Origin of the sequence: Flavobacterium branchiarum (genome assembly GCF_030409845.1) — a bacterium.
Taxonomy (GTDB): Bacteria; Bacteroidota; Bacteroidia; order Flavobacteriales; family Flavobacteriaceae; genus Flavobacterium; species Flavobacterium branchiarum.
The window spans coordinates 1,213,300-1,226,806 of sequence record NZ_JAUFQQ010000005.1 but is presented as its reverse complement, the minus strand read 5'-3'; the positions used below and the strand labels follow the sequence as shown (position 1 = coordinate 1,226,806).

Here is a 13,507-nt window from a genome sequence, read left to right as displayed (position 1 = left end):
TAGAAACCCTATTTTTATCCTTCTAATAGAAGTTTAAAGTCGAATATAAAAGGAGGAGTTGGTATTTGGGCAGGTTACTGGTGAAGTACATTATTAGTAAAAACAACTCCAAAAAAACAAAGCCGATTTGAATTGTTTCAAATCGGCTTTAAATAATTTTTAGTTATTTCTATCTGTAAAATTTTTTAAGAAATCATCAAATTTAGTATGAAGATTTTCAAAACCTTCTGAGAAATAAGCGCTCATAGCAATTTGTGTGTTGTCATTGAATTTTAAATAATATACTTCTTCAAAGTAGTGTCGTGTAAATGTTTCTCCTCCTTCATTCCATGAAGACCAATATTCGTATTCTTCATTCCAAACTGGTAGATCAATAACATTATCTTCTCTTTGTCTTTCTGAGCGCATAATGACATTAGCTATTTTAGTACCGTCTTTTTTAGATACTAAAGTTAATTTTATGTTTTTATTAAAATTAGTAGCAGTTGCTTCAGAGAGTTTTCTTCTGTAAGTGTTTTGGTCTGTATAAAATGCCTTGTAGTCATTTTTTGGATCTTTCGTAGAACTAGGATAAGTAGGGTATTCTAGGTCCCTTAAGGCTTTGTCGTCAATTGTTTCGGCAACTAAATCTATATCTGCAATAATAACAAAATTATCCATTAATTGGATTAACCCATTCGCTTTTCCTCTGTATTCAGCTAGTTCCGGATTGTCAATCAAGGCATCGATTTGAGCAGTACTTCCGGCATTAAATTCAACTAAGTTTTTACCATTATAAGCAAAAGAAGCTTTTGAAGTGTTTGTAGTGGCTTTTGTTCCACTCATTTCCCAAGTGTAGCCATCATTTAGGGTTACTTTGTAAGCGAAGTCGGTAGGGATTTCTTTTCCATTTGCGTATTTAGCTGTTTGAGTAAAACTTGCAATTGGTAGATTATTAATTGTTAATGTAGCATCCGCAGACAATGGTAAAAAGAAGTAATCATCTACTCCTACAGTGTATATGGGGTCTCCTATTTTTGGATATGACCAATATCCATAAGAATCTGTCATTTTTACTTTTATTTCAGAAGAAACACTTTTTGCAGAAAACGTTGCGTTGTTTTCTGTTTCATTTGTTTTAGCTGGAAAAATAAATTTTAAATATGTAGTCGAAGTTGTTTTTTCCCAATTTTTGTTAGTGTTGCTCCAAGTGTAAATACCGTAAACATCAGCTACTTTTAAAATGTCTTCTACTTTGTTGCCATTTTTTCCTCCAAAAACATCAACAGGACTTATATCTAATAATTTTTCTAAATTTTCCATCGCTTCAATAGCACCAGAACTTTTAGACTTGTCTAGTTGTACTAGCATTTCATTAGCTTCTGCTTCTAGTTTTATTTTTTGGTCTGCGGGATTTAAGCTAGAGTAAGGTTGTTTAAGAATATTTGCGATTTGATCCGCTAGAGTTTGTTCTATTTCTGTTTCAGTTTTGGTTTCGTCGTTGTCACTAGAACAAGAAATCGTTAGTTGCGAAAGCACTAAAGACATCAAAATAACTTTTTTAATCATGGTTAAGTTTTAAAAATTTATAAATAAATCAAAGATTCAGTTTTTGATTCTGCTGCAAATATAGTTTTTTTGAATGTATTATTTTACAAAAAATAAACAAAACTGTAATCTTTTTTTTATAAATAAAACAGTTGCTGTAATGGTATTGTTCTCGCTTTTGCCAAATAAGTTTTTTTTACCTTTGCGATAGATAAAAATACCAACACTAAATGTTATACTCAAAAATAGAAGGAGAAGGCAAACCATTATTAATTCTTCATGGATTTTTAGGGATGTCTGATAATTGGAAAACATTGGGAACGCAATTTGCAAGCGATGGTTTTCAAGTTCATATTCTGGATTTACGTAATCATGGTCGCAGTTTTCATTCGGATGTATTTACTTATGAAGCGATGGTGCAAGATGTATTCGAATATTGTCAAGCCAATCAATTAGCAGGAATTGATGTTCTAGGGCATTCAATGGGAGGAAAAGTAGCTATGCTTTTCGCGGCAACCTATCCTGAAACTGTAGATAAATTAATCGTAGCCGATATTGCTCCGAAGTATTATCCGCAACATCATCAGGATATTTTGGCAGGATTAAATGCAGTAGATTTTTCTGTCAAACCAAGTCGTAATGATGTTGAAGCTATTTTAACAACGTATATACCCGATTTTGGAACACGACAATTCTTGATGAAAAACTTGTATTGGATTGAGCCGGGTCAATTGGCTTTCCGATTTAATTTATCAGTTTTCAATACTAACTTAGAGGCTATTGGCAAAGAATTAGATGCTAATCTGGTTTTTGAAAAACCTACATTGTTTATTCGAGGTGGTGCTTCGAGATATATTTTAGATTCAGATTTTGAGAATATCAAAAAGCATTTCCCTGATTCAAATATTGAGACAATTCCAAATGTTGGGCATTGGCTTCATGCCGAAAATCCAAAGATGTTTTATGAACTATCGATGGCGTTTTTGAAAAAATAATTGCTCTTTTTAATTGAATTTATTACTTTTAAAGTAAATTATAAAACGAAAAAAATATGAAATTACTACTCAGAATATTAATTACTGCAGGTTTGGTGTTGCTAATTGCTAATTTTATGCCAGGCGTTCATGTAGCTAGTTTTACTATTGCTTTAGTTGTTGCCATTGTATTGGGGTTGCTTAATGTTTTTATTAAACCGCTATTAGTATTATTCACATTGCCAGTTACTTTAATAACGTTTGGATTGTTTTTGCTGGCGATTAATGCTATAATTATTTTGTTATGTACAGAAATTGTTGGCGGGTTTATAGTTGATTCGTTTTGGACAGCATTAATATTCAGTATCGTTCTATCTATATTAGAATCTATTACGTATAAGATATTAGGCGAGGATAGATAAAAGAATAGGAAGTAAGTGTCTTAAAAAGCACTTCTTAGCAATATATTAAAAAGCTTGGTTGGGTTGCAAAAATTTTATAATTTTGCAACCCAATTTTATTATGTAAATTAAAGAAGAAGATGGATATTAAAAGAGTAGCAATAAACGCAGTAAATGAGACAATTGTATTGAACGTTGTTCATATGGATTACAAAGGTCAAGTTCAAAAAAGATTAAACGAAAAAATGCCTTTGGCAACTGTAAAAGGTTTTAGAAAAGGTCAAGTACCTAAAGATCTTGTTGAAAAACAATACGGAAAGGCAATTAAACAAGAAGAGGTTAAAAAAGTAGTTGATTTGGCTTTGGAGCGTTATGTACAATCTGAAAGATTAAATCTTCTTGGAACTCCTCTTGCTATAGAAAATGACAATTTTGATTGGGATGCTGAAGAATTAGTATTCGAATATGAAATTGGTTTAGTACCAAACTTCGAAATTGATCTTGAAGCTAAAAATGATATCGTAAAATATATCGTTACTGCTGATGATAAATTAATCGATGGTCAAGTAGAGCGTATCCAAAAACAATTTGGAAAAGCAATTCCTCAAGACGTAGTTGTAGCTGATTCTGATATTACAGGAACTTTTACAAACGAAGAAAAAGGAATTAACAATCCTGTGACAATCTCACTTTCTATCTTTAAAGATAAAAAAACTGCTGATAAATTCATCGGTAAAAAAGTTGGTGATGTTGTAACTGTAAATACAAAAGGTTTATTCGAAGATGATCACCAATTAATGGATTACTTAAAAGTAAGTCATGATGATGTTCACGGTTTAGAGGTAGATGTTGACTTTACTATCGAAGCTATCAACGGAGCAGAATTGGCAGAATTAAACCAAGAATTGTTTGATAAACTTTTTGGTGAAGGTAAAGTAGCTTCATTAGAAGATTTGAAAGGAAAAATTAAAGAAGATGCAGAGCTTCAATTTGCTCAACAAGCAGATCAGAAATTATTAGCAGATGTTCAAGATTTCTTAATTGAGAGCACTAAATTTGAATTACCATCTGAATTCCTTAAAAAATGGTTGCAAACTGTAGGTGAGAAAAAATTATCTGCAGAAGAAGCTGAAGTTGAATACGCAAGATCAGAAAAAGGATTACGTTTTCAATTAATTGAAGGAAAAGCAATGGCTCAAAGTAATATCCAAATTACATTTGAAGATTTGAAAGCATTCACAACAGGTGCAATTAAACAACAAATGGCTCAATTTGGACAAACAAATCCAACAGACGAAGAAGTTCAAGGAATTGTTGCAAGAGTATTGTCAAACCAAGAAGAAGTAAAGAGACTTTCTGAGCAAGTTGTTGCTGAAAAGTTATTGGAGTTGTTTAAAGAAAAAGCAAACCCAACAACTAAAGAAGTAACTTACGGAGAATTTATTGCTGCTTCTTACGGAGAATAATTTCTAAAAAAATAAGTATATTTGAGCGTCAAAAGAATTTATTCTTTGACGCTCTTTTTTTAGGTTACCAATTTAAAATAAGACATATTGACATTGTTTATAAAGAGGTATGACCTTTGATTAAATAATACATATAAAATAGTAACGTACAACTTAGAACAAAAAAATATGAACTACGGTAAAGAATTTAAAAAATTTGCTACAAAGCACCAAGGAGTAAATGCGATGTATTACGATAAAATCGTAAGTGCAATGACTCCAACTAATATGACTCCATATATTATAGAAGAACGTCAGTTGAATATTTCGCAGTTAGACGTTTTTTCAAGATTAATGATGGACAGAATTATTTTTCTTGGAACAGGAATTGATGACCAAATTGCAAATATTGTTCAAGCGCAATTGTTGTTCTTAGAAAGTGCAGATGCATCAAAAGATATTCAGATTTATTTAAACTCCCCAGGAGGAAGTGTTTATGCAGGATTAGGAATTTACGATACAATGCAATATATCAAGCCAGATGTAGCTACAATTTGTACAGGAATGGCGGCTTCAATGGGAGCTGTTTTATTATGTGCAGGAGCAGCAGGAAAACGTTCGGCATTACCACATTCAAGAGTTATGATTCACCAGCCATCTGGAGGTGCACAAGGAGTTGCTACAGATATGGAAATTAACTTACGCGAAATGTTGAAACTGAAAGATGAATTATATAACATTATTTCTCATCACTCAGGACAAACTTTTGATAAAGTACACAAAGATAGCGAGCGTGATTATTGGATGATTGCTGATGAAGCTAAAGAATACGGAATGATCGATGAGGTTTTGAGAAGAGGATAATTTTTTAAGATTCAAAGTTGCAAAGGCACTAAGTTTCTAAGTGCATTACTTTGTGAATTTGGAGAAGAAGAATTTAGGATAAAAAAAATCAGTTTGTGGTTTGCAGTGACAGTTTTCAGAACTGCGACTGTAATCTGCGACTGAAAACTAAAAATAAATGGCAAAAGTAGTATTAGAGTGTTCGTTTTGTGGGAGAAAAAAGCCAGAGACCAATTTATTAATTGCTGGTATTAATGCACATATCTGTGATAAGTGTATCGAACAAGCGCACGGAATTGTTTTAGAAGAATTAAAATCAAGTGGAAGCTCGAAATTAGTTGGTGATTTAATATTAAAAAAACCAAAAGAAATTAGAGCATTCTTAGATCAATATGTAATTGGTCAGGATCAAACTAAAAAAGTAATGTCAGTTGCGGTTTACAATCACTACAAGCGTTTAATGCAACAACAGTTGGATGACGAAGTAGAGATTGAAAAAAGTAATATCATAATGGTTGGACAAACCGGAACAGGAAAAACATTAGTAGCAAAAACAATTGCAAAAATGTTAGACGTTCCGTTAGCAATTGTTGATGCTACCGTTTTAACCGAAGCAGGATATGTTGGAGAAGACGTAGAAAGCATTTTGACACGTTTACTTCAGGCAGCCGATTATGATGTGGCTAAAGCCGAAAGAGGAATTGTATTTATTGATGAGATAGATAAAATTGCTCGTAAAAGCGATAATCCATCAATAACACGTGATGTTTCGGGAGAAGGGGTACAGCAAGCATTATTAAAATTGTTAGAAGGAACAGTTGTAAACGTACCACCAAAAGGAGGACGTAAGCATCCGGACCAAAAATTTGTTGAGGTAAACACACAAAATATTTTGTTTATTGCCGGAGGTGCTTTTGATGGAGTAGAACGTATTATTTCAAAACGTTTAAACCGTCAAGCTGTTGGTTATAGTACATCTAAAAATGTAGACAATATCGATAAAGACAATTTATTGCAATACATCATTCCAAAAGATATTAAAGACTTTGGATTGATTCCGGAAATTATCGGTCGTTTACCAGTTTTAACGCATATGGATCCTTTAGATAGAGAAACATTACGTGCAATTCTTACTCAACCTAAAAATGCATTAATCAAACAATATCAAAAATTGTTTTTAATGGATGAAGTAACGTTTACAATTACTGATGAAGCATTAGATTTTATTGTAGACAAAGCATTAGAATATAAATTAGGTGCACGTGGATTACGTTCTTTATGTGAAGCAATTCTAACAGATGCAATGTATGATTTACCAAGTTCAGATGTTAAAACATTAGAGATTGATAAAGATTATGCAAAAGAAACATTAAATAAAAACTTATTGAAACGATTAGAAATCGCTTCGTAATGTTTAGAAATAAATTTGTCTTGATTTTTTAAACTAGATAGATTAAACAGAAATATACCAGTTCAGAAATGAGCTGGTATTTTTTTTTATCTCATTCTTAACTTCTGCTTAATATTTTACCGCCTTGAGGATTGCTTTAAATTTGAATTAAATAATTCGTAAATTTATATAAAAATGGTTTTGAATTTAGATGGACAGCATTGAAAGCTATTCTTCATGGATGAAAGTCAGGTTCTAAAAGCTTAAAAGTCAATTTATAGAGATAATCTTAAACGATTCAATATGATAACAGTTAAAAGTACGGTAAAAGCACCTATAGCTAAAGTTTGGGAAATATGGAAAACTCCAAAGCATATCCAAGAATGGAATAGCCCTTCGCCAGAATGGCATACTCCTTATGCAGAAAATGATTTACAAACAGGTGGTAAATTTAAATCTACAATGGCAGCTAGAGATGGTAGTATGAGTTTTGATTTTGAAGGAGAATATACTCTGGTAAAAGAAAATGAAGCTATAGAATATATAATTCTAGACGGAAGAAAGGTTGAAATTGTTTTTATAGAAACGCCAAACGGAGTAGAAGTAATTGAAAGTTTCGATCCAGAAACTGAAAACCCCGAAGAGATGCAACGTGGCGGATGGCAAGCTATTTTAGATAGTTTTAAAGATTATGTGGAGAACAAAACAACTTAAAATGTTAAAAAATGGCAAACCAAATATGGCTCAATCTGCCCGTAAAAGATGTAGCAAAATCAAAAGTTTTTTTTTCGGAAATAGGATTCACTTTTAATGAAGAACACGATACACCAAAATCAACTTGTATGTTGGTTGGTGAAAATAAATTTGTAATAATGCTTTTTGAGGAGGAGTTATTTGCTGATTTTTCTCAAAATGAATTAACAGATACCAAAACAAGTTCAGAAATATTAATTTCTATAGATGCTCAAGATAAAGAAGAAGTAAATGAACTTGCTAAAAAAGTAGCAGCAGCAGGAGGGATAGTTTTTGCTCCTCCAGCCGAAAGCCAAGGATGGATGTATGGTTGTGCTTTTGCTGATTTAGATGGACATCGATGGAACTCTTTATTTATGGATTTTAGTAAATTATCATAAGAAAATAGAAGAAAAAATAATAGAAAAAAAATAAAATATCATGGCAGCAGTAAACCCTTATTTAATATTTAATGGAAATTGCGAAGAGGCATTTCTATTTTATAAATCCATTTTTGGAGGCGAATTTGCATATATTGGAAAATTCAAAGATATGCCTTCAGACGATGATTGTTCTAAAATTTCAAGCGAAGAAGCAGAAAGAATCATGCACGTAAGTTTACCAATTGGACAAACCATTTTAATGGGAAGTGATAGTACAACGCAATCGGGTTTTGTAACGGTTGGAGGGAATTTTTCGGTTTCAATAAATGTCGAAAGCGTAGCCGAGGGAGATCAAATTTTCAACGGGCTTTCAGCAGGAGGGAATCCATTTATGCCAATGAACAAAACATTTTGGGGAGCTTACTTCGGAATGTTTACTGATAAGTTTGGAATAAACTGGATGGTAAACTTTGATGAAAATATGGCAAGTAGCTAAAATTAATAATCGCGATAGCGTAATTAATCTAGGAGATTATTTAAGATGACTCAAGAATAGTATTGATCTGTTTTTTCAGTTGTTTCAAATAGTCTCTTTTTTATTTGAAGATCACAAAGTCAGCTTGTTTAGAGTATTAAAAACAAACATTAAATAATTTAAATAATTCATATCGATTTGTGTTTTTTCTTTATAAGAAAACAAAGCATATACTTTTTTATCAACAATAGATTGCCGATTTTTGTCACTTCTAAAACAACAACCAAAAAATGGCAGCAGAAGATAAAGAAATTATTTTATTAAAGGTTTCAGGGCATGATAAGCCAGGAGTTACAGCTGGTTTAACCGCTGTATTGGCTACTTATGATGCTATTATTTTAGATATTGGTCAAGCCGATATCCATGACACACTTTCTTTAGGGATTTTGTTCGAAATAGAAGCAGGTTCGACCTCTGGGCCAGTTTTAAAAGATTTGTTGTTTAAAGCTTATGAATTAGAAGTTAAGGTTAAATTTATTCCTATTTCTATTGAGGATTATGAAATGTGGGTAAAAACACAATCTAAGCAACGTTATATTGTCAATATTCTAGGCGAAAAGTTAGCAGCATCGCAATTGGCAGCAGTAGCTAAATTATTATCAGATCAAAATTTAAATATTGTTTCGATAATTCGATTAACAGGTAGAACATCAGTTGTAGAAACAGAAGAATACCCGCGTTCATGTATACAGCTTTCACTAACTGGTGATGTTGTAGATAAAATTGCAATGACAGCAAGTTTCATGGAAATTTCTAGAACCCTAAATGTAGATATCTCATTTCAAGAAGATAATATTTATAGAAGAAACCGCCGTTTGGTTTGTTTCGACATGGATTCAACCTTAATTCAAACTGAAGTAATAGACGAGTTAGCAGAGCTGAATGGAGTAGGCGAGCAAGTAAGAGCAATTACAGAATCGGCTATGAATGGCGAAATTGATTTTAACGAAAGTTTCAAGCAACGTATGGCATTGTTAGAAGGTCTGAGTGAAGACGTACTACAATCTGTTGCAGAAAGATTGCCAATAACCAAAGGGGCACATCGTTTAATGAAAGCCTTAAAATATTACGGATACAAAACCGCAATATTATCAGGAGGATTCACCTATTTTGGAGAATATTTACAAAAAGAATTAGGAATTGATTACGTACATGCCAACCAATTAGAAATTAAAGACGGTAAGCTAACAGGTAAGTATTTAGGCGACATCGTAGATGGACAAAAGAAAGCTGAATATTTAAAAGCTATTGCCGATAAAGAAGGAATTCACATCAACCAAACCATTGCAGTTGGAGATGGAGCAAATGATTTACCAATGCTTAATTTAGCAGGATTAGGAATCGCTTTTCATGCCAAACCTACTGTAAAAGAAAATGCATCAACCTCAATTTCGAGTTTAGGACTCGATGGTGTTTTATACCTATTAGGATATCACGACCGATATATTGATATGATTAATAAATAGAAACGCGAACTTTTGTCATTCTGAAGAATGAGGAATCTTATCAAGTAGCTCTACAATCTAAATAAAAAACAGATCTAACAGGTTTTAAAAACCTGTTAGATCTAATAGGATAATAAGAAAGTTGAGAACTATTTTATTAATAATCTTAACTCATTCCCTTCAACTGCTCTAAATAATCTCTTTGATTCGAAAGTCTAGGTATTTTATGTTGTCCGCCTAGTTTATTACGTTCTTTTAACCAATCGTAGAATAAGTTCTCTCTAGCCACATTAATCACCAAAGGATTTAAAGTCATATTATTGTAGCGTTTGGCTTCGTAATCAGAATTTAAAGATTGTAATGTTTCGTCAAGTACTTTTTGGAAAAGTCCAACATCAGCGGGTTTTTTCTTAAACTCAATCATCCATTCATGAGCACCTTTTTCTTTGTCTTGCATGAATATCGGAGCCACAGTATAATCTTTAACTTCAGTATTTGTTAGCTGGCATGCTTTGGCGATAGCTTGATCTGTATTTTCGACCATTAATTCTTCGCCAAAAACATTAATATGATGTTTGGTTCTTCCAGTAACTCGAATTCTGTATGGATTTAAAGAAGTAAAACGAATCGTATCACCAATTAAATAACGCCATAAACCAGAATTAGTAGTAATAACGATTGCATAATTTTTGTTTAATTCAACATCTGCCAATCGGATAACTTTTTGTTCCGGTTTTCCAAAAGTTTCCATCGGAATAAATTCGTAAAAAATTCCATAATCCAGCATTAGTAACAAATCACTAGAATTATTTAAATCCTGAATAGCAAAGAAACCTTCGGAAGCATTGTATATCTCGTAGTATCTAAAATCTTTTTTAGGTAATATTTTTTTGTATTGTTCTTTGTATGGAGAAAAGCTCACGCCACCATGAAAATAAACTTCTAGATTAGGCCATATTTCAAATAAATTTCCTTTTCCAGAATCTTCCAGAACGCGATTCATTAAAACCAGCATCCACGAAGGAACACCAGCAAAACTGGTTACATTCTCATTTTTAGTTTCACTTATAATAGCAGCAATTTTAGTTTCCCATTCGCTCATAAGCGAAGTTTTATTGCTAGGAGTACTGCTGAATTCTGCCCAAATCGGCATGTTTTCAATTAATATAGCCGATAAATCTCCGAAGTAAGTATTGTTGTTTTCGTAAATTTGAGAACTTCCGCCTAAGCGAAGACTCTTGCCTAAAAACAATTCTGAATCTTCATTATTGTTTAGATATAAACACAATAAATCTTTGCTTCCTTTATAGTGACAATCTTCTAAAGCCTCGTTACTTACAGGTATAAACTTGCTTTTTGCATTCGTAGTTCCGCTAGATTTTGCAAACCATTTTATAGGAGTTTCCCAAAAAACATTTTGCTCTCCTTGACGGGTGCGCTCAATTAAAGGTTGTAATTCTTCGTAAGTTGCAATAGGTAGCCTTTCAGAAAAAGTTTTATAAGATTTAATCGAAGCAAAATCGTATTGCTTACCAATAACAGTATTTTCGGCAGCCAATATTAAATTATGAAGTAATTCTTCCTGAACCTCATTTGGGTATTTAAGAAAAAGCTCTATTTGATGAATTCTTTGTTTAAGAACCCAAGAGGCAAATGAATTGATTATTGATAGAGGCATGAATGATTTTAGGTTTTGATTACTGATTTTTCTACAAACGTAAAAAGTCAGGAATTTAAGATTTGAATATCGGTAGACAAATACTAACTTTGGCGTTGTATCAAAAATAGTGTTTTTTTATAAACGACAATTCTATTTATGGTAAAGATTCCAAGTCAAAAATGGAATTTTAACAATAAAAACTTTAAATTCCTCAAAGCGAGTTTAAAATTTAAAAACAACTTCCGATAGCTATCGGAACTAAAAATTAAAATCTAATGCAATATCAAGGTGTACTTACAAAGATGCAAACCGAAATGGGGAGCCCAATTCAATATTATTTAGTTTTTGAAGACAGTTTTATTAACGTCAATCAATTACTGAATAAAGAAATTGAAATCAATTTTGTAGGCTACCAATGTTTGAATTGTGGTAAGAAGAAAAAAATATTCCGTCAAGGATTTTGTTACGATTGTTTTTACTCAAGTCCAGCTGTTGGTGATTGGATTATGAAACCTGAATTGAGTACGGCGCATTTAGGAATCCAAGATCGTGATTTGGTATATGAAGAAAAAGTACAATTGCAACCTCATATTGTATACTTAGCTTTATCTAGCGAAGTAAAAGTTGGAGTAACCAGAAAAACACAAGTGCCAACCCGTTGGATAGATCAAGGAGCAACACAAGCTTTGGCAATTGTTGAAGTGCCAAATCGATATTTAGCAGGAATTACCGAGGTGGCTTTAAAGAGTCATTACGCTGATAAAACCAATTGGAGAAAAATGCTTCAGAATAATGTAGAAAGCGTTGACTTAATTTTAGAAAAAGCTAAAGTCGAGAGTTTGATTCCAGAAGAGGTTCGTGATTATTTCTTTCCAGAGAAAAATGACTTGTATGAAATGCATTATCCAGTTTTAGAATATCCAAAAAAAGTAGCAAGTTTGAGTTTAGATAAAACACCAACTTTCCAAGGGAAACTTACAGGAATAAAAGGACAATATTTATTATTTGCAGACGGAACCGTTTTTAATGTTCGTGGATCCGAAGGTTATGTGGTAACGATTAACGTATAATATTCATTACTTTCTTATTGTCGATTCTCTCTCAATAATAAGCGTTGGGAGTTCAATAGTTTCATGCGTAACAGGAAGATGCTCTTTAATTTGAGCAATTTCGTTTATTAATATAGCAGCCGCACGTTGACCAATATCGTAACCGGGTTGGTCAATAGTGGTAAGCTTTGGAGAAATTACCGTAGACATAAACCAATTGCTAAAACCGAAGACAGCAATTTGCTCAGGAATCTTAATTTGCATATCGTTGAGGTATTTTATAATACCAATAGCCACTAGATCAGTAATAGCAAAAACAGCATCAACGTCTTTATGTTCTTCGACTAGCTTTTGCGCATTGGCATAGCCATCTTCAAAATCAGAATTGTGATCACACAAATAAACTAGTGAAGGGTCGTAAGGAATATTATGATCTTCAAGGGCTTTTTTATATCCAAGAAAACGATCAATAGAATTTTGAGGAGTATAAGAACCTCTAAAGTGAGCAATTTTTTTGTACCCTTTGTTTATTAAATAAGTTACTGCATCGTAAGCGGCCTTTCGGTCATTGATAATAACTTTTGAGCAATCAACCAGTTTGGCAATTTTATCAAACAATACAACAGGAGTATTCTTTTTTATGGCATCATTAATATGAGTGAAATCATCTGTTTCGTTAGACAACGAAATTAAAATCCCATCTACTCTTTTTTGCTGTAACAAAGCAATTTGCTTTTTTTCAAGCTCGTATTTTTCATTAGATTGTAAAATGATAACAAGATAACCTCTGTTTTCTGCCTCATCAATAATACCATTTAAAACACTCGAAAAGAAATGATGAACCATTGTAGGAATAACGACTCCTAGGGTTTTGGTTTCGTTAGTTCTAAGATTTACTGCATTGGCATTGGGCTTGTAATTCATAGTTGCTACCATTTCAAGCACTCTTGCTCTGGTAGTATCACTAATATCTGTGTACCCTTTTAATGCTTTAGAAACTGTGGTAACAGATATTCCTAAGGCAGCTGCAATGTCTATAAGTCTGGTATCATTCATCGAATAAATGTAATAAAACTAATTGATAATTATTTAATTTTAATTAATCGAAAACGTTTTCGGCGAA

The 13,507-nt window shown here is 32.5% G+C and carries 13 protein-coding genes; 10 read left to right on the top strand and 3 right to left on the bottom strand.

Translation table 11 applies throughout. The annotated features are described in order from the left end of the window. Positions 1-159 precede the first annotated feature (159 nt). Positions 160-1,548, bottom strand: coding sequence for a hypothetical protein (locus tag QWY99_RS17290; RefSeq protein WP_290266972.1), 1,389 nt, complete (start codon positions 1,546-1,548; stop codon positions 160-162). Positions 1,549-1,757: 209 nt separating this feature from the next. Here QWY99_RS17290 and QWY99_RS17285 point away from each other — a divergent pair, with 209 nt between their 5' ends. The 9 genes from QWY99_RS17285 to serB all read left to right on the top strand — a co-directional run bounded on the left by QWY99_RS17285 (position 1,758) and on the right by serB (position 9,696). After that, positions 1,758-2,522 (top strand): alpha/beta fold hydrolase, encoded by a 765-nt coding sequence (locus QWY99_RS17285; RefSeq protein WP_290266971.1) that lies wholly within the window; start codon positions 1,758-1,760, stop codon positions 2,520-2,522. 56 nt (positions 2,523-2,578) lie between these two features. Then, a complete protein-coding gene (locus tag QWY99_RS17280) occupies positions 2,579-2,923 on the top strand; it encodes a phage holin family protein (protein WP_290266970.1) in 345 nt (114 codons plus the stop codon). A gap of 119 nt (positions 2,924-3,042) precedes the next feature. Continuing rightward, positions 3,043-4,368 (top strand): trigger factor, encoded by a 1,326-nt coding sequence (locus QWY99_RS17275; RefSeq protein ID WP_290266969.1) that lies wholly within the window; start codon positions 3,043-3,045, stop codon positions 4,366-4,368. Between the two features lie 168 nt (positions 4,369-4,536). Further along, a complete protein-coding gene (gene clpP / locus QWY99_RS17270; RefSeq protein WP_229989974.1) occupies positions 4,537-5,211 on the top strand; it encodes an ATP-dependent Clp endopeptidase proteolytic subunit ClpP in 675 nt (224 codons plus the stop codon). 157 nt (positions 5,212-5,368) lie between these two features. Then, complete coding sequence (clpX, locus tag QWY99_RS17265; RefSeq protein WP_290266968.1) at positions 5,369-6,601, top strand: ATP-dependent Clp protease ATP-binding subunit ClpX; 1,233 nt, start codon at positions 5,369-5,371, stop codon at positions 6,599-6,601. A gap of 282 nt (positions 6,602-6,883) precedes the next feature. Beyond that, entirely contained in the window at positions 6,884-7,294 is a 411-nt protein-coding gene (locus QWY99_RS17260) for an SRPBCC family protein (RefSeq protein ID WP_290266967.1), read from the top strand. An 11-nt stretch (positions 7,295-7,305) separates the two neighbouring features. Beyond that, positions 7,306-7,713 carry a VOC family protein gene (locus QWY99_RS17255; RefSeq protein WP_290266966.1) on the top strand — a complete coding sequence of 136 codons (408 nt, stop codon included), beginning with the start codon at positions 7,306-7,308 and terminating at the stop codon, positions 7,711-7,713. 40 nt (positions 7,714-7,753) lie between these two features. Beyond that, positions 7,754-8,191 (top strand): VOC family protein, encoded by a 438-nt coding sequence (locus QWY99_RS17250; RefSeq protein WP_290266965.1) that lies wholly within the window; start codon positions 7,754-7,756, stop codon positions 8,189-8,191. Between the two features lie 269 nt (positions 8,192-8,460). Further along, complete coding sequence (gene serB, locus QWY99_RS17245; protein ID WP_290266964.1) at positions 8,461-9,696, top strand: phosphoserine phosphatase SerB; 1,236 nt, start codon at positions 8,461-8,463, stop codon at positions 9,694-9,696. A gap of 145 nt (positions 9,697-9,841) precedes the next feature. On the opposite strand, the gene QWY99_RS17240 is transcribed toward serB, so the two are convergent. Further along, positions 9,842-11,353, bottom strand: coding sequence for a GH3 auxin-responsive promoter family protein (locus QWY99_RS17240; protein WP_290266963.1), 1,512 nt, complete (start codon positions 11,351-11,353; stop codon positions 9,842-9,844). Positions 11,354-11,610: 257 nt separating this feature from the next. On the opposite strand from QWY99_RS17240, the gene QWY99_RS17235 reads away from it, so the two are divergent. Then, positions 11,611-12,405: a DUF2797 domain-containing protein gene (locus tag QWY99_RS17235; RefSeq protein ID WP_290266962.1), complete on the top strand. Its 795-nt coding sequence runs from the start codon at positions 11,611-11,613 to the stop codon at positions 12,403-12,405. Between the two features lie 6 nt (positions 12,406-12,411). Here the strand turns inward: QWY99_RS17235 and QWY99_RS17230 are convergent, their stop codons facing one another. After that, positions 12,412-13,440, bottom strand: coding sequence for a LacI family DNA-binding transcriptional regulator (locus QWY99_RS17230; RefSeq protein ID WP_290266961.1), 1,029 nt, complete (start codon positions 13,438-13,440; stop codon positions 12,412-12,414). Between the last annotated feature and the right edge of the window lie 67 nt (positions 13,441-13,507).

Coding starts and splice junctions, on each gene's coding strand:
- QWY99_RS17290 (WP_290266972.1), bottom strand. CDS start 1,548: ATGATTAAAAAAGTTATTTTGATGTCTTTAGTGCTTTCGCAACTAACG.
- QWY99_RS17285 (WP_290266971.1), top strand. CDS start 1,758: ATGTTATACTCAAAAATAGAAGGAGAAGGCAAACCATTATTAATTCTT.
- QWY99_RS17280 (WP_290266970.1), top strand. CDS start 2,579: ATGAAATTACTACTCAGAATATTAATTACTGCAGGTTTGGTGTTGCTA.
- QWY99_RS17275 (WP_290266969.1), top strand. CDS start 3,043: ATGGATATTAAAAGAGTAGCAATAAACGCAGTAAATGAGACAATTGTA.
- clpP (WP_229989974.1), top strand. CDS start 4,537: ATGAACTACGGTAAAGAATTTAAAAAATTTGCTACAAAGCACCAAGGA.
- clpX (WP_290266968.1), top strand. CDS start 5,369: ATGGCAAAAGTAGTATTAGAGTGTTCGTTTTGTGGGAGAAAAAAGCCA.
- QWY99_RS17260 (WP_290266967.1), top strand. CDS start 6,884: ATGATAACAGTTAAAAGTACGGTAAAAGCACCTATAGCTAAAGTTTGG.
- QWY99_RS17255 (WP_290266966.1), top strand. CDS start 7,306: ATGGCAAACCAAATATGGCTCAATCTGCCCGTAAAAGATGTAGCAAAA.
- QWY99_RS17250 (WP_290266965.1), top strand. CDS start 7,754: ATGGCAGCAGTAAACCCTTATTTAATATTTAATGGAAATTGCGAAGAG.
- serB (WP_290266964.1), top strand. CDS start 8,461: ATGGCAGCAGAAGATAAAGAAATTATTTTATTAAAGGTTTCAGGGCAT.
- QWY99_RS17240 (WP_290266963.1), bottom strand. CDS start 11,353: ATGCCTCTATCAATAATCAATTCATTTGCCTCTTGGGTTCTTAAACAA.
- QWY99_RS17235 (WP_290266962.1), top strand. CDS start 11,611: ATGCAATATCAAGGTGTACTTACAAAGATGCAAACCGAAATGGGGAGC.
- QWY99_RS17230 (WP_290266961.1), bottom strand. CDS start 13,440: ATGAATGATACCAGACTTATAGACATTGCAGCTGCCTTAGGAATATCT.